The following is a 16482-nucleotide window of genomic DNA, read 5'->3' as shown; positions in this document are numbered from 1 at the left end:
ATTTATACAAGCCATGCAGGGGCAGGATCTGCATTGCCCAAGTGTAAAAGTTGCTGGCTAGCTTACGTTAACGTAATGTTCTGATTGCGTATCGAAATCACAGCGAGCAGTGTCGGGAAGGGGAGATTTCCCGCCTGCTCTGGATAATAAAGAGCAAAATATGAGCAACGCAACACAAAAAGACGAGCGTCAGACTCTGGTGCATCGTGTCAACTTTATTGAAGGCAATGCGCTGTCAATTCCCATTCTTAAGATACTGCAGGCCGATGGAACGACCTACGAAGGCGCTATAGAGCCAACTATCGATCAGCAGTTAGCTTTGAAAATTTATGATACCTGTGTGTTCACCCGTGTGCTGGATGAGCGTATGTTGGGTGCCCAACGTCAGGGCCGTATCAGTTTTTATATGACCTGTACCGGTGAAGAGGCGGCAGTGATAGGCAGTGCCGCTGGTCTGGACCAGGAAGACGTTATCCTGGCTCAATACCGGGAGCATGCAGCGCTGCGTTATCGTGGTTTCACCACTGAGCAATTTATGAACCAGATGTTCAGCAACGCGCTGGATCTGGGTAAAGGCAGACAGATGCCCATTCACTATGGCTGCGCTGACCTTCACTACCAAACTATCTCTTCTCCTCTGGCCACCCAGATCCCACAGGCAACAGGTGTTGGTTACAGCCTGAAAATGCAGGGTAAGCGTAATGTCGCAATCTGCTATTTCGGTGAAGGTGCCGCCTCGGAAGGTGATTTCCATGCCGGCCTGAACATGGCCGCAGTGCACAAAGCCCCGGTTATATTTTTCTGTCGCAATAATGGTTACGCCATTTCCACTCCAACAGAAGAGCAGTTTGCCGGTGACGGTATCGCCAGCCGTGGTGTGGGTTACGGCATGCATACGATTCGCATCGACGGTAACGATATGCTGGCGGTATTGGCCGCCACTCAGCAGGCCAGGGCATACGCACTTGAGCATAAGGCGCCGGTACTGATTGAAGCTATGACCTACCGTCTTGGCGCTCACTCCTCTTCAGACGATCCATCCGGATATCGCTCTAAAGAGGAAGAAGCCAAATGGCGTGAACATGACCCGGTTCAAAGGTTCAAGCTATGGCTGATCAATAAAGGGTGGCTGAAAGAGGCAGATGATGCCGCTCTTTATGAAAAGTACCGTCAGGAAGTCCTGGATCAGGTAAAAGTCTCAGAAAAGATCCCTTGTCCGTCGCTGGATGAGTTGATTGAAGATGTATTGGATACACCAACGCCTGCGCTGAAACAGCAATTGGCTGAATTAAAGGCACATATTAAGAAGTATCCAAAAGCCTATCCAAAGACGTCAGGGAGAGACTGAGTTATGCCAAAGATGAATATGTTGCAGGCCATTAACGAGGCCCTGACCATTGCCATGGAAACCGATGAGCGCATGCTGGTATTCGGTGAAGACGTTGGTCACTTTGGTGGAGTATTCCGCGCGACGTCAGGTCTGCAGGACAAGTTTGGAAGAGAAAGATGTTTTAACACGCCTCTGACCGAGCAGGGGATCGCCGGATTTGCCAATGGTCTGGCTTCCAATGGTATGACGCCAGTGGCTGAAATACAGTTTGCTGACTATATCTTCCCGGCTTTCGACCAGATTGTGAATGAATCAGCAAAGTTCAGATACCGCAGTGGTAATGAGTTTGACGTCGGTGGATTAACCTTCCGTACCCCCTATGGCGGTGGTATTGCGGGTGGACACTACCACTCTCAATCTCCCGAAGCTTACTTTACCGGTACACCTGGACTGAAAGTGGTGGTTCCACGCAATCCTCACCAGGCCAAAGGTCTGCTGTTGGCCTCTATCCGAGATAAAAACCCTGTGGTGTTCTTCGAACCCAAACGTCTCTATCGTGCATCAGTGGGCGAAGTCCCTGAGGGTGATTATGAGATTGAACTGGGTAAGGCCGAGGTTGTGGCTCAGGGCAGTGATATCACTCTGCTGGGCTGGGGCGCTCAAATGGAGATCCTTGAACAAGCTGCTGAAATGGCTGCCAAGGAAAATATCTCCTGTGAAGTGATTGATCTTCGCAGTCTGGCACCATGGGATGTTGACACTGTGGCTGAATCGGTACGTAAAACCGGTCGCCTGCTGGTTAACCATGAGGCGCCTTTGACCGGTGGTTTCGCCGGTGAAATCGCCGCCACCATACAGCAGGAGTGCTTCCTTTATCTGGAAGCGCCTATTGCCCGCGTATGTGGCTTGGATACCCCTTATCCGCTGTGCCATGAAAAAGAATATATGCCAGATGCGCTTAAGACCTTTGAAGCCATCAAGGCCACAATGAACTACTAGGAGCCCCGGCAATGATTAAGGATTTTATTTTGCCGGATATCGGCGAAGGTGTCGTTGAGTGTGAACTGGTCGAATGGCTGGTGAACGAAGGCGATGTCGTGACTGAAGATCAGCCTATCGCTGATGTGATGACAGATAAGGCCCTGGTGCAAATTCCCGCCCCTTATAATGGCAAAATCACCAAGCTGCATTATGCCAAGGGAGAGATTGCCAAGGTTCATGCGCCGCTTTACAGCATTGAGATTGACGGTGAGGGTGAAGAGGTGGTTGAAGCGACACCCGAGCCTGCAGCTCAGGAAAAGCCTGTGGCTTCCAGTACCGCATCTTTTGTGGTGGAAGACTTCCTGCTGCCGGATATCGGTGAAGGTATTGTCGAGTGTGAGCTGGTCGAGTGGCTGGTCAATGAAGGCGATCATGTACTGGAAGATCAGGCTATCGCAGATGTGATGACAGATAAGGCCCTGGTTCAGATCCCGGCAATCAAAGCGGGCAAGATTGCCAAGCTGTATTATCGCAAGGGACAGTTGGCAAAAGTTCATGAACCTCTGTTCGCCATCGAGGTTGCCGTGGACAGCGCCAGTGCTGCAGTCACCCCTGAAGCTGCAGAAGCCGGTAATGCGGCTACAGCCCCCAGCGACATTGCGCCAAGTCGCCGTCCAGGCAAGGCTCTGGCAAGTCCTGCGGTAAGACGTCTTGCGCGTTCCCATGACCTGGATTTAAGCCTGGTTCCTGGCTCAGGTAAAAATGGCCGTGTCTACAAAGAGGACGTGCAGCGATATCTGAGCGGCGATAAGCCTGCAGCCGTCAAGGCAGAAGCTACAGCGCCTGTGGCCAGTACAGCAACATCTTCTGCTGACAGGGTAGAGCCTATCAAAGGGGTTAAGGCTGTTATGGCCCGTGCCATGCAGGAGTCTGTATCCACCATTCCTCACTTTACCTATTGTGAAGAGCTGGATATAACAGAGCTGATGGCACTGCGGGCCCAGATGAAGCAGAAATATGGTACAGACGAGCTGAAAGTGACCATGATGCCTTTCTTTATGAAAGCCATGTCGCTTGCCCTTAACGAGTTCCCTTTGCTTAACAGTCAGGTCAATGCCGATTGTACTGAGCTGACCTATAAGGGCAGTCATAACATAGGTATGGCGGTGGACTCCAAGGTTGGTTTGCTGGTGCCCAATATCAAAGATGTTCAGGCCAAGTCGATTTTGGATGTTGCGGCGGAGATTACCCGTTTGACCAAAGATGCCCGCAGCGGCAGGGTGCAACCGGCAGATCTTAAAGGTGGCACCATCTCTATCTCCAATATTGGCGCTCTGGGCGGTACTGTGGCAACGCCCATTATCAATAAGCCGGAAGTGGCGATTGTGGCCTTGGGTAAAGTACAAAGCCTGCCCAGATTCAATGAGAAAGGTGAGGTAGAAGCCCGTCAGATTATGCAGGTGAGCTGGTCCGGCGACCACAGAGTGATTGATGGTGGCACCATTGCCCGCTTCTGTAACCTGTGGAAGCAGTATCTTGAGTCCCCTCAGGATATGCTGATGGCGATGCGATAAGCCTTGTCGGCGACCAAAAAAAGAGCACTCAGGTGCTCTTTTTTAATTTAATGCAAACCGAAAATTTGTTATGGGGCAGGGTATTGAGTTCCGTCTTTATAACATTAGGGGTAACTTGTTGAAGATCACAGAATTGTGGGGGCAGAAGGATTTACGTATACTTACCGAACGTTTTGATCCTTTTGCAGTTTTAACATGGAAGCCCAGGTCCCAGTTTATACCCCAGTTGAATATCCGTTTCCGCCCAAGCCAGCCCTATTGAGTGATGAGCAAAAGGCGCAGTACAAGGCCCGTATCAAGTCATTATTGCAGGAACGTGATGCCGTTCTGGTGGCACACTATTACACAGATCCTGAAATCCAGGCGTTGGCTGAAGAGACCGGCGGCTGTGTTTCCGACTCTTTGGAGATGGCCCGGTTTGGCCGTGACCACCCAGCCAAGACCCTGATTGTTGCCGGCGTGAAGTTTATGGGTGAGACAGCCAAAATTCTCAGCCCGGAAAAAACCGTGCTGATGCCGACACTGGACGCTACCTGCTCACTGGACGTAGGCTGCCCGATTGAAGACTTCAGCAAGTTCTGTGATGCTCACCCTGACCATACTGTTGTGGTTTATGCCAATACCTCTGCGGCTGTTAAAGCCCGTGCAGACTGGGTTGTGACATCCAGTATTGCGCTGGAGATTGTAGAGCACCTGGATGCGGAAGATAAGAAGATTATCTGGGGCCCTGACCGTCACCTGGGCAGCTATATTGCCAAACAAACCGGCGCTGAAATGCTGTTGTGGCAGGGAGAGTGTATTGTACATGATGAGTTCAAGGCCAAGGCCCTGCGCGAGCTGAAACTGCAACATCCTGATGCTGCGGTACTGGTTCACCCTGAATCACCGGCCAGTGTGGTGGATATGGCTGACGCCGTGGGCTCAACCTCTCAGCTGATCAAAGCTGCTCAGACTATGGATAATGACACCTTTATCGTTGCAACTGACAAAGGCATTTTCTACAAGATGCAGCAGGCAGCTCCAGGCAAAAACCTGATTGAAGCTCCTACCGGTGGTAACGGTGCGACCTGTCGCAGCTGTGCTCACTGCCCGTGGATGGCGATGAATGGGTTGCAGGCTATTGAGTCTGCTCTGGCCGACGGTGACAGCGATAAGCATGAGATTTTTGTCGATGATTCACTGCGCGAGCAGGCGTTAATTCCGCTGGATCGTATGCTGAGCTTTGCGGCTGGCCTGAATATGCAGGTTAAAGGCAACGCTTAATATCACAGTATCTGAAATGGAACCCGCTGATTGCGGGTTCTTTTTTCTGCATTCCGCCATGTTTTTATACATTTATCCCATGATTTGTTCAAACTCCGCGCATACGCGTGATCAGGGCGTTTTTTCCCTTGATTAGACAAGCGCTTTTGCGTAAAGTAGCGCTCCGTTAACCGCTGAGCCATATGGCAAATGTAGGTTAGCAACAAAATGGTGAAGTGTCCGAGTGGCCGAAGGAGCACGCCTGGAAAGTGTGTATACGGAAACGTATCGAGAGTTCGAATCTCTCCTTCACCGCCAAATTTCAACGGTTCGCATTGCGGGCTGTTCCATTCAGTGATGAGTGGCGACCTGAGTCAAGGCTTGATGTCGTAAAACAAACAATATGGTGAGGTGTCCGAGTGGCCGAAGGAGCACGCCTGGAAAGTGTGTATACGGAAACGTATCGAGGGTTCGAATCCCTCCCTCACCGCCACTTTCAGTTAGTCCTCTGAGTAAAATCATGGATTAACTCTCTGTTCTGACCCTTAAGGAAAGAGCAGGGCGACGACAGTCGTAAAACAAACAATATGGTGAAGTGTCCGAGTGGCCGAAGGAGCACGCCTGGAAAGTGTGTATACGGAAACGTATCGAGAGTTCGAATCTCTCCTTCACCGCCAATTTCCTTCAGTCGACATGACTGTGACCGCTGCGAAAGCAGCCGACCGTGAACTCGTTCCAACGAGGTTGTCGTAAAACTAACAATTTGGTGAGGTGTCCGAGTGGCCGAAGGAGCACGCCTGGAAAGTGTGTATACGGAAACGTATCGAGGGTTCGAATCCCTCCCTCACCGCCACATTCAGCAAAAGCCCAGTCAATCGACTGGGCTTTTGCGTTTTTAATATCCTAAACCTTGTTGTGAACTCCTGGTTAAAAGTTAACAAATATATGATTTGACGGAATATTAGCCCGGACAGATAATCCTGCGGCTATGTGAACCGGAGGTAGTATGTTTGTATCCAGAGACGCTCGCTTAAGAGCAAAAGGCTTTACCCTGATCGAATTGGTTGTGGTCATTATTATTCTGGGCATTCTTGCCGTGGTTGCCGCGCCCAAATTCATCAATATGCAGGACGAGGCCGAAGAGGCTGCCATATTGACTCAGTTTGCTGCCTTCGAGAGCGCGGTAAAGCTTTATCACAGTGGTTGGTTAGCCAGTGGTCATACAGAAGCTGTCAATAATCTGGAAAGTTTTGGTGATGGTTCAGTAGATTCAACTGACAACGGCTGGCCTTATGCGACGTCCGGGGTCAATGCTGAAGTATATGATGCATGTGATGAGCTATGGCACGGACTCACTGATACCGATTTAACCTGCGCAGCCGTTCCAGATACTCAGTTGGCAACAACACCCATTGATATTGCATATACATATAGTAAACCAACTGACGATAATCCATCTGCGGAACGTATGTGCATATATCGAATGGTTCATCATATACAACAGGAGAATACCACTAAGGTAATGAACTATTACCCCGATACCGGAAAGGTCGAAGTGATTGATGCCTTTTACAATAAAGATGGTACACCAGGGACTCCTGCCCATTAATAACCAAACGCCCGCGATTGCGGGCGTTTCTGTTTTTACAACAGGGGCGAGAACCAGTAGAAGAACTGCTCTGCAAAGCGTTTGTGTAACCGTCGGCTGTTCCAACTCTCTGCATCTATCTGGACCGCGTGCTCCTGATAATCACGCTGCAGCTGAGCCAGGTTGGCGGTGAACTCAGAATCTTCCACCGCCAGTGTGACTTCAAAGTTCAACCACAAACTGCGCATATCCAGGTTTACCGTGCCAATAAGCGCGTGTCTGTCATCAATCACTACAGACTTGGTGTGCAGCAGACCTCCTCGGAAGCGGAAGATCTTCACACCTGCCCGCAGCAGTTCGCCAAAGAAAGAGCGGCTGGCCCATTCCACCATCAGGGAATCATTCTTGTCTGGGATGATAATCCGTACATCCACGCCACGTTGCGCGGCTGAAATCATGGCCAGCATCAGGCTTTCACTGGGCACAAAGTAAGGGGTGGTGATGGTAATGCTTCTGCGGGCCTGATAGATGCTTTGCAGCAATACCTGCTGAATGATGGCTTCCGGCATACCCGGTCCTGACGGGATAACCTGCACCAGATCTTTAATGCCAACCTGGGTGTGAGCATCCAGTACAGGTGGCGGGGGCAACTGGCGTTCTGAGGTTTCGGCCTCCCAATCCCATGCCTGAATACTGGCCAGTACCGGGGCATTGGCACCGGTTAAACGCACCATTACATCAATCCACTGGCCCACACCTGCATCCTGTTTAAAGAAGGCCGGATCCACCAGGTTCATGGAGCCTGTGTAGGCAATAGTGTTATCAATCACCACTATCTTGCGGTGTAACCTAAGGTCGATTCGTTGAAACAGAATACGGAAAGGGGAGACCGGCAGCGCCGCAGCCACCTTTATACCGGTATCCCTCAGGGTTTTGGGCCAATGACTTTTAAAAAAGGTACGGCTGCCTGCGGTATCCAGCAGTATCCGGACCTTGACGCCCCGCCCGGCGGCTTCAATCAGGGCATTGGCAGTTTCGTCAGCCAGACCTCCCGGGTGCCAGATATAAAACTCCATATCAATGCTGTTACTGGCCTGGTTGATATCATTTTTCAGACTGGAGAATATCGCATCTGTGGTATCAAGCAGTTCCAGCTTATTATCGGCCAGGGCCGGGATCCCCATTCTGTGCTCGCACAAAGAGGTTATGGCTTCACTGTAACGGCTCAGTGACCCCGGCTGATATTGACGCCACTTATGTAAACGATGAAACCAGTCTGAGTAGGGCTGGAACATCTCCCGTGCGCGTGAGGCGCGTTGACGGCCCAGGTTCAGTTCGCCAAACATCAGATAAGCAATCACGCCACCGAGGGGAACGACGAAGATAACCATCATCCAGGCCAGAGAGACGCCAATGGCACGACGCTTGGTGATAATGCGAATCGTAATGGCGGCGGTAGTTAACCAATAGAGCGAAATGCCGGCAAGGGTGAGCAGATGAACGACTTTTTCCATGAAAACGGGTCTTCAACACCATGAAAGAAAAACCATTATAATCACAAACCCGTCTGATTCTGCTATTTTGATACACCTGTTTCAAATTCTATCCCTGTTACTGCTCAGATCCTGACTAAAATGAAAAAGACACTCTCTTTAATTATCGCCTTTGTGACTGTTGCAGGATTAATCAGCCTTAGTTGGATTTTTGAACGTTATCCTCCGGGCCTGACCAGTGATCTGGCCAGCCCTGACTTCAATCAGGCCTGTGAAAGCAGCGTCAGCCAGCAGCCGTTGGACAGCAACGGCGAGTTGACAGTCAGCGTCTGGAATATCTATAAGCAGCAGAATGTGGGGTGGAAAACAGAGTTAACCCGGCTGCTGGATAGCAGTGAGCTGGTATTGCTGCAGGAAGCCAGTCTGACGACACCGCTGAAGAGCTTCTTCGCCGAAAGACCGGGCCATGCCACTATGGTGCGCGCCTTCACTGGCTTTGAGATCGCCAATGGCGTGCTTGATGTTGCCGCAGTTCCTGCGACTGATATCTGCGCTCAACTCACCACAGAGCCTCTTATTCGATTGCCAAAATCCACTTTGGTAGCCAGTTATCCGCTCTCCAACGGCGAATCCCTGTTGGTAGTGAATCTCCACAGCGTTAATTTCAGTTGGGGTTTGGAAACCTATACCGCTCAGCTGAAAGGTGCTGCAAAGGCGTTGGCCGCTCATCAGGGGCCTGTGATCGTTGCCGGTGACTTTAATACCTGGCGGGAGGGACGTATTCAGCTGGTGAATAAGATGATGGCTGAATTTGGCTTAAAGGAGGTCAAATATCAGCTGGATGAACGCAGTCAGGTGTTTGGTTTTCCGCTGGACCATATCTTCTATCGGGGATTACATCTTGAAAGTGCCCAGGCCTGGCAAACCCAGGCGTCGGATCACAATCCAATACAGGCCAGATTCAGCCTGATGTAGTCGATATCTTTAATCTATCGCCATCAGGGTTCGGTACTCATCCCAGGCGAACTGATCTGTCATGCCACTGATATAGTCCTGAATAAGGCGGCATCTGTGGTAAAACTCAATGCCCGGGCACAGGCAGTGATTTACTTGAGCATCCTTAAGAGCCCGGTGGTAGGTCGCCTTATGTTTGCCCGGCAATTTGTTGTAGAGGCGGGATGCCACCAAGGGCTTCTTGCCCGACGCTGACAGTGCCATAAACTCATCTTCACTAAGTTCCAGTAAAGGTCGATACGCATCCAGCAGACCGGTAATCACCTTGTAGCCCTTAAGCTCCATCCGCTCCACTTCTTTGTGGCAGAACACCTGCTTAAAGGCGACCTGCTTGAGGGTTTCGGTAATGGCATGAGCCGGGCTTCTGTCTTCCAGAAGTGCCTGATTGAAATTGCCATGGAACACGGCCTCAATATTGTCGAGAAAACGATTGGCGGCATGTTTAACCAAAGGATGGATAAGTTTGACCCTGAGGAAGGTAAAGAACTGGCTGACATGGTTGATTCCCTGACGTTGTGCCTGTTCACTGGCATAGCTTATTGCGCCTGACAATATCCCTTTATCCGGTAATTGCCATTGCTCTATCAACGCAGAGTGTTGTGCCAGCAAGTGGGACTCAAGCTCATTCAGACTCAGAATGTCTTTTTCAACCGCATCCTCAATGTCAGCGAGGCAGTATGAGATATCATCTGCCGCTTCCATGATATAAGCCAGAGGGTGCCTGTGACCCTGGGTTATCTCCAAGGCGGCGCACAAACGCTCAATATAACTCTGCTCACTGAAGTACCAACCCGGCTTTTTCTTGAGGTAACTCAGAGCGTCATCGTGTGCGGGCTTGGGCTCGATAGCCGGGCGGGTGTATTTCATCACAATAGCAGCCTGGCTCCAGGTCAGGTTCAGACCCAGCAGGTTCTGTAGCAGGCGTATCGCTTGAGCATTGCCCTCAAACTGACACACATCCCGCATCAGTTGATCCCGGGTTGGAAGTAAAGCCGAAACTTCTGCTGGAAACAGGGCGGGGATATAGCGACTGAACCAGTCGTTAATTGCGGCTTCTCCGAAATGCCCAAAGGGGGGATTACCCACATCGTGCATAAGGCAGCCCATTTCCACCAGTGACTCGACGGAGTTCTCCATATCCGTCAGCCCATATTGGGCCAATTGAGTATCTGATAAACGGTCGAATATGGTTTGCACAATGAATCGACCGGTTTGTTGAACTTCCAAAGAGTGGGTCAGCCGACTTCTTACTGCGGCATTTCGTTCAAGAGGAAATACCTGAGTTTTCTGCTGCAGTCTGCGGATCGCTGCACTGTTAATGATGCGCCCACGGTCACTCTCAAATTGCCTTTGCAGGGAACGGCCAGAGAGGTTTCTGGGTTCACCATAGGGCCGATGGGCCAAAATCTTACTGCGAAAATCTATCATCTCGACATCCTGTGCAATCTGATTTCCGGGTGCGCCACAGCCGGTTATCAGAAGGGCAATTTTATGTAACAGACCTTAACGGACGGGCTGAAAAAAGTCCCGGGTTATGATTAACTTGGGCTACCTACAAATACCTAAGAACTAGAATAACAATCTAAGGAAGGAAATCCTATGTTGAACAAACCCTTATCTCTGGCGATTATGCTGGCGCTTGGCAGTGCGTCATTAACCGCCTGCCAAACTACCGAGCAACAGAGCCAATCCCCAGCTGTGTCCGCAGAGGCGGAGCAACAGGCATTTGCAGCCTATAGCCAGGCGTTTATTGATGCCCTGTGGCAAATTGCGCCGACCTGGGCTTTGTATTCCGGCTATCACAAATATGATGGCATTCTTGAGATCCCTGATGAAGCAAGCCGTCAGCAAACCCTGGCATTTGTGAATACCCAGCGCAATCTGCTTAAGGTGTTTGACCTCAATGTACTGACACCAAATGAAGTCACTGACTACAGGTTGATTGAAAATCTGCTGAATAAGATGGAATGGCAAATCACCAGCTTCAAATCTTGGCAGTGGATGCCTTCCAACTATAACGTTGCCGGTGGTTTTGCTCAGATAATCAATGAGGACTTTGCGCCGCTGGAAGAGCGCCTGCGCTCAGTCATTTCCCGCCTCGAGCATGTCCCTGCTTATTATCAGGCCGCGCGGAGCAATATCAGCGACCCAACACTGCAGCATACCCAGTTGGCGATCATGCAGAATAAAGGCGCATTTTCTGTCCTGTCGGACGCGCTTAAGCAAAAGGTGGCCGGTTCGGGTCTGACGACAGCGGAAAAAGCCCTGTTTAATGAACGCTTTGCTTTGGCGATTCAGGCGATCAATGAACATATTGTCTGGCTTGAAGATCTTGCTGCCACACTGGAGAAAGACGGCGCCAGAGACTTTCGCATCGGCGAAGCCCTGTATGAAGAGAAGTTTGCGATGGACATTCAGGCCGGCATGAGCGCCAGGGCACTGTATGAGAAAGCGATGGCGGACAAAACCCGGGTTCAGGGTGAGATGGCCAGAATTACCAAAGATCTCTGGCCAAAATACTTCAGCAAGCCAATGCCGTCCGATGACAAAGTTGCCATCCGCGAATTGATTGATCACCTGTCGGTGCGTCATGTGAAGCGAGAGGACTTTGTCAGCGAAGTGCGCAAACAAATCCCCGAATTAAACGACTTTGTCATTGATAAGCAGCTAATCACGCTGGATCCCAACAAACCTTTGGTTGTGCGTGAGACTCCGGAATATATGCGGGGCTTTGCCGGCGCGTCAATCAGTGCGCCTGGCCCTTACGACAAGGGGGGCAATACTTACTACAATGTTACCCCCTTGGATGCGATGAATGATGGACAGGCCGAGAGTTATCTGCGGGAATATAACCACTGGATTCTTCAGATCCTGAATATTCATGAAGCGATCCCAGGGCATTACACCCAGTTGGTGTACTCAAATGAGTCACCAAGCATGGTGAAGAGCCTGTTCGGCAATGGTGCCATGATTGAAGGCTGGGCTGTGTATACCGAGCGCATGATGCTGGAAGAGGGTTATGGTGACTTTGAGCCTGAGCTGTGGCTGATGTATTACAAGTGGAATCTGAGAGTTATCTGCAACACCATACTGGATTACTCCATTCAGGTTCTGGGGATGGAAGAGGAAGAAGCTATCACCCTGTTGACTCAGGAAGCGTTCCAGCAACAGGCTGAAGCGGAAGGCAAGTGGCGCAGAGCGACCTTAAGTCAGGTTCAGTTGACCAGTTACTACTCAGGTTATCGTGAGATTTACGATTTCCGTGAGGAGTATAAGGGATTGAAAGGAGAGGACTTCGATTTAAGGGCGTTCCATGAGGAGTTTCTCAGCTTTGGCAGCTCGCCGGTCAAATACGTCAGAGACTTGATGTTGTCAAAGTAACCGACTGATATTTAACCGATACGCAGGATTAAATGGTCAATAACATTTAATCCTGCCGATGGTTTTAAGGCTTGAGCATTTTGGTTTATGCTTACGCTCACTAAATACTGAAAACGCAAAGGATGTGAATATGCGTATCACGGCCAATTTCGATGGCGGCAACATTCAGGTACTGAGCCTGGACAACAAAGATGATATTCAACTGGCGATCCGTGAGGATGAAGGTGGGGAGTTTTATCAGTGGTTTAACTTCCGCTTTGAGGGGCAGGTGGGTAATCAGTACCGACTGAACATCATGAATGCCGGTCAATCTTCCTACCCGAAAGGCTGGGAAGGTTATCAGGCGGTTGCCAGCTATGATCGTCAAACCTGGTTCCGTCTGCCAACCATTTATGAGAATGGCGTACTCAGCATCGAACTTGACCTGGATTGTGAAGCTATTCAAATCGCCTATTTTGCGCCTTACAGCTATGAACGTCATCTTGACCTGCTCAGTGCGGTGCAGGTGCATCCGGAAGTGTCTCTGGAACATCTGGGTCTGACTCTGGATGGCCGGGATATGACTCTGGTGAAAATCGGTGATGGTGACGAAGCCAAGAAGAATATCTGGATCACAGCCCGCCAGCATCCAGGTGAAACCATGGCAGAGTGGTTAATGGAAGGCCTGCTGTACAAGCTGCTCGACAGTGAAAACCCGACGTCCAAATCACTGTTGGATAAAGCCAACTTCTATATTGTGCCAAACATGAACCCGGACGGCAGCGCCCGCGGTCATCTGCGAACCAATGCCGCTGGGATTAACCTGAACCGCGAATGGTTGGCACCATCGAAAGAGAAAAGCCCGGAAGTACTTTACGTTACCGATAAGATGAAAGAGACAGGTGTTGATCTGTTTTATGATGTCCACGGTGACGAGGGGCTACCTTATGTCTTCCTGGCCGGTTGCGAAGGTGTACCTTGCTGGGATGAACGTCTGGAAAATCTGCAGCAGAAGTTTGTTGATGCGTTGACTCTGGCCAGTGCAGACTTCCAGAGCGAGTTTGGTTATGACAAGGATGAGCCGGGTAAAGCTAACCTGACTATCGCCTCCAACTGGGTGGCTGAGACCTTCCAGTGTCTGTCCAATACGCTGGAAATGCCGTTCAAAGATAACGATAACCTGCCAGACCCTTATGCAGGTTGGTCTCCTGAACGCAGCGCTTACCTGGGCGAGGCCTCATTGATCGCCATGTTGGCTGTGGTAGACAAGTTAAGATAAGGAAGCTTTATGGCACTGATAGAATGTCCGGTTTGCAGTAAAAGGATTTCCAGCCTTGCCAGGGAGTGTAAGCATTGCAGTGCCAAACTCGAAGGAAACCTTGAATCGCTGCAGCGTATCAACCACATCAAACGTTCGCAGACACTGATGAACCAGAGTTTTATTGCAATGACACTGTTTATTGCCGGTATGGTACTTTGGTTCTGGGGGGGCGAAACCGCAGAAGGGCCCAGGGCAATCGCCGCGGGCGTTTGTTTCGTATTTGGTTTTATCGGCTACTTGATTTGCCGGGTTCGTATCGTCCTGCATAAACGGAAGAGCATATGACAGATATAAATAAGGTGATCGATGATATGCCCCAGGAGGTGTATGAGCGATTGGTTTCAGCAGTTGAGTTGGGGAAATGGGAAGATGGTTCCCCCCTGACAGCCGAGCAAAAAGAATCCACGCTGCAGGTGGTGATGCTGTATCAGGCCCGTCGCCTGGATCAGCATGAGCACTTTACCATTGCGTCAGGTGGTGAGTTGAATCAACTTTCCAAGGCACAGCTGAAAAAACAGTTTAAAGGCGAAACCATCGCGGAATTTAAGCAAGAAGATCTGTAATCAGTACTGCCGGTACGGTTGTTTAAAAGGAGCCTTTGGCTCCTTTTTTATTTTTGTATTCCCTGTTGTTTTGGGGCGCATCTTTGTTCTTTGACTACACTTATGCATAACAGTTAGCCGCAATAAGGACACCTGTCCTGATGGAAGCGTTTCGCGTCCTCATCGTCGATGACATCAAAAGTAATCTGATGGTGATGGCAAAATGTCTTCAGGGATTATGTGAAGTCATCAAAGCGCACAATGGACGTGATTGCCTGGAACTTGCCAGAACTCATCCACAGCCGGATTTGATTCTGCTGGATGTTCGTATGCCTGATATGGACGGCCATGCTGTGTGTAAAGAGCTGAAGGCCTCACCGGAAACTGAATCGATTCCGGTAATTTTTGTCACTGGTAACGACAGTGAGGAAGATGAAGAGCAGGGATTGCTGTTGGGGGCAATAGATTACATTACCAAACCGATACGCCCGGTGATTGTCAGAGCCCGTGTATCTGTCCATATGCAGCTTAAACAGCAAAGGGATAAATTGCGATTTATGGCCCTTCACGACCAGCTGACGGGTCTGTTTAACCGCTACTTTCTTACTGAGAACGCTGAAGTCCGCCTGGCCCACTTTCGGCGTCATAAAACCCCTTTGAGCGTAGTTCTGATGGACATAGATAAGTTTAAGTCCATTAACGACACCTATGGCCATGAGATGGGGGATCTGGTGTTGGTGGCGGTTGCTGAACTGCTTGAGAATAACACCCGGCGCGAAGATGTGGTTGCCCGCCTGGGGGGCGAAGAGTTCGTGATCCTGATGGAGTGTCCGTTGGATGCCGCTATGGTTAAGGTTGAAAAGCTAAGGCAGCAGATGGAGCAATTAATGCCGAAGGGACTGATGGTGACTGGCAGCTTTGGTGTAGTCGATGCGTGTGCCGAGGTGATGGAGTTGAATCCATTGCTTAAGCGAGCCGATGAATGCGTTTATCAGGCCAAAGAGCAGGGCCGTAATCAGGTGGTGGGTTGGCGAACCAAGCCTGCTGCACTCCAGGAAGTGACCTATAAGGGAAATTAAGATGCCAAGGATTATGGTGTTATTCGCAGTTGTTCTATTGCTTGTCTCCTGTTCGCCAGCGCCGCAAAAAACCATTCGTATAGCCATTAATCCCTGGCCGGGATACGAATTTCTGTACCTCGCTGAACAAAGAGGTTTTTTTCAGGCTGTAGGGCTTAATTTAGAGTTGGTTCAGGTCTCCACCCTGTCAGACTCGCAACGGGCTTATCTGGCGGGCAGGGTTGATGGATTTGCCAGTACCTTAATTGAAGCGATACAGGTTGAGGCGTTGGGAGGCCAGCCAGTCAAAGTGGTTTTGGCGGCAGACTATTCCAACGGTGGCGATGTGATTGTGGCTACCAGAGCATTTGGCTCAGTATCAGCACTTAAAGGTAAAACTGTCGGTTGCGAAGTGGGTAGCCTGGGTCTGTATGTGCTGGCCAGGGCGCTGCAAAGTGAAGGGATGACACTAAGTGATGTGAATGTCGTTAATGTCGAGCAGGGGGACGGGAAAAGTCAGCTTAGCCTGGGCAATATTGACGCCATGGTCACTTACCCTCCTTATTCCACCGAATATATAAGAGATAATCTGGCCCATCAGATATTCAGCAGCGACACCATCCCCTGGGAGATTCTCGATACTGTGTCTGTGTCTGACTCAGTGCTGACAACCCATCCTGACCTGGTTAATAAGTTATGGCTGGCGTGGCAGATGGCGCTGGATGATTATGCCAACGACCCAGAGGCGGGGGCGGCCTTGATGGCGGCCCGTGAAGGGATAAGTCCCGGAGAGTTTACGGACGCTCTCAATGGAATTCATATTATCAGCAGTGAAGAGCAGGGAGAGCTGTTCGTCACTGACAGCGAAATTAATCAAAAAATGCAATCTGTGTGTGCCACTCTGGTAGAGGTCAATGCGCTGGAAACTGACTGTACGCATATATCTGACATTTTATGGAGCCCGGGCCGAGAGTAATCA

14 protein-coding genes and 4 tRNA genes are annotated in these 16482 nt (G+C 50.2%); 16 read left to right on the top strand and 2 right to left on the bottom strand.

The features are described 5' to 3' along the window. The first annotated feature begins 160 nt into the window (after positions 1-160). From ACFOE0_RS16340 to ACFOE0_RS16300, 9 genes are all read left to right on the top strand, one after another. Entirely contained in the window at positions 161-1348 is a 1188-nt protein-coding gene (locus ACFOE0_RS16340) for a thiamine pyrophosphate-dependent dehydrogenase E1 component subunit alpha (protein ID WP_248936245.1), read from the top strand. A gap of 3 nt (positions 1349-1351) precedes the next feature. After that, a complete protein-coding gene (locus ACFOE0_RS16335; protein WP_248936244.1) occupies positions 1352-2329 on the top strand; it encodes an alpha-ketoacid dehydrogenase subunit beta in 978 nt (325 codons plus the stop codon). Between the two features lie 11 nt (positions 2330-2340). After that, on the top strand, positions 2341-3885 hold the full coding sequence (locus tag ACFOE0_RS16330) for a dihydrolipoyllysine-residue acetyltransferase (RefSeq protein ID WP_248936243.1): 1545 nt from the start codon (positions 2341-2343) through the stop codon (positions 3883-3885). 195 nt (positions 3886-4080) lie between these two features. Further along, entirely contained in the window at positions 4081-5148 is a 1068-nt protein-coding gene (gene nadA / locus ACFOE0_RS16325) for a quinolinate synthase NadA (RefSeq protein ID WP_248936242.1), read from the top strand. A 209-nt stretch (positions 5149-5357) separates the two neighbouring features. Beyond that, positions 5358-5445, top strand: a tRNA-Ser gene (locus ACFOE0_RS16320). A gap of 87 nt (positions 5446-5532) precedes the next feature. Further along, positions 5533-5620 (top strand) — tRNA-Ser (locus tag ACFOE0_RS16315). Positions 5621-5716: 96 nt separating this feature from the next. Beyond that, positions 5717-5804: transfer RNA gene (locus tag ACFOE0_RS16310), tRNA-Ser, on the top strand. Positions 5805-5892: 88 nt separating this feature from the next. Then, a tRNA-Ser gene (locus ACFOE0_RS16305) sits at positions 5893-5980 on the top strand. A gap of 153 nt (positions 5981-6133) precedes the next feature. Further along, complete coding sequence (locus ACFOE0_RS16300) at positions 6134-6736, top strand: prepilin-type N-terminal cleavage/methylation domain-containing protein (protein WP_283106452.1); 603 nt, start codon at positions 6134-6136, stop codon at positions 6734-6736. A 35-nt stretch (positions 6737-6771) separates the two neighbouring features. On the opposite strand, the gene cls is transcribed toward ACFOE0_RS16300, so the two are convergent. After that, positions 6772-8229 carry a cardiolipin synthase gene (cls, locus tag ACFOE0_RS16295; protein ID WP_248936241.1) on the bottom strand — a complete coding sequence of 486 codons (1458 nt, stop codon included), beginning with the start codon at positions 8227-8229 and terminating at the stop codon, positions 6772-6774. Positions 8230-8349: 120 nt separating this feature from the next. Here cls and ACFOE0_RS16290 point away from each other — a divergent pair, with 120 nt between their 5' ends. After that, positions 8350-9183, top strand: coding sequence for an endonuclease/exonuclease/phosphatase family protein (locus ACFOE0_RS16290; RefSeq protein ID WP_248936240.1), 834 nt, complete (start codon positions 8350-8352; stop codon positions 9181-9183). A 9-nt stretch (positions 9184-9192) separates the two neighbouring features. Here the strand turns inward: ACFOE0_RS16290 and dgt are convergent, their stop codons facing one another. Beyond that, entirely contained in the window at positions 9193-10650 is a 1458-nt protein-coding gene (gene dgt / locus ACFOE0_RS16285; protein ID WP_248936239.1) for a dGTPase, read from the bottom strand. 171 nt (positions 10651-10821) lie between these two features. Here dgt and ACFOE0_RS16280 point away from each other — a divergent pair, with 171 nt between their 5' ends. The 6 genes from ACFOE0_RS16280 to ACFOE0_RS16255 all read left to right on the top strand — a co-directional run bounded on the left by ACFOE0_RS16280 (position 10822) and on the right by ACFOE0_RS16255 (position 16479). Beyond that, complete coding sequence (locus ACFOE0_RS16280) at positions 10822-12603, top strand: DUF885 domain-containing protein (RefSeq protein ID WP_248936238.1); 1782 nt, start codon at positions 10822-10824, stop codon at positions 12601-12603. A gap of 130 nt (positions 12604-12733) precedes the next feature. Beyond that, the gene (locus ACFOE0_RS16275; RefSeq protein WP_248936237.1) at positions 12734-13861 is read left to right on the top strand and encodes a M14 family metallopeptidase; all 1128 of its coding nucleotides are present in this window, start codon (positions 12734-12736) and stop codon (positions 13859-13861) included. A 9-nt stretch (positions 13862-13870) separates the two neighbouring features. Continuing rightward, complete coding sequence (locus tag ACFOE0_RS16270) at positions 13871-14188, top strand: zinc ribbon domain-containing protein (RefSeq protein WP_115136852.1); 318 nt, start codon at positions 13871-13873, stop codon at positions 14186-14188. After that, the gene (locus ACFOE0_RS16265) at positions 14185-14466 is read left to right on the top strand and encodes a YeaC family protein (RefSeq protein ID WP_248936236.1); all 282 of its coding nucleotides are present in this window, start codon (positions 14185-14187) and stop codon (positions 14464-14466) included. The genes ACFOE0_RS16270 and ACFOE0_RS16265 overlap by 4 nt, the downstream gene beginning before the upstream one ends. 140 nt (positions 14467-14606) lie before the next feature. Beyond that, positions 14607-15524 (top strand): diguanylate cyclase, encoded by a 918-nt coding sequence (locus ACFOE0_RS16260; protein WP_248936235.1) that lies wholly within the window; start codon positions 14607-14609, stop codon positions 15522-15524. Between the two features lies 1 nt (position 15525). Then, positions 15526-16479 carry an ABC transporter substrate-binding protein gene (locus ACFOE0_RS16255; RefSeq protein ID WP_248936234.1) on the top strand — a complete coding sequence of 318 codons (954 nt, stop codon included), beginning with the start codon at positions 15526-15528 and terminating at the stop codon, positions 16477-16479. Positions 16480-16482: the final 3 nt, after the last annotated feature.

This window comes from Shewanella submarina, from assembly GCF_042646185.1.
Lineage (GTDB): Bacteria > Pseudomonadota > Gammaproteobacteria > Enterobacterales > Shewanellaceae > Shewanella > Shewanella corallii.
Note: the sequence above shows the minus strand (reverse complement) of the source record. Positions and strands in the feature narration are given on the sequence as shown.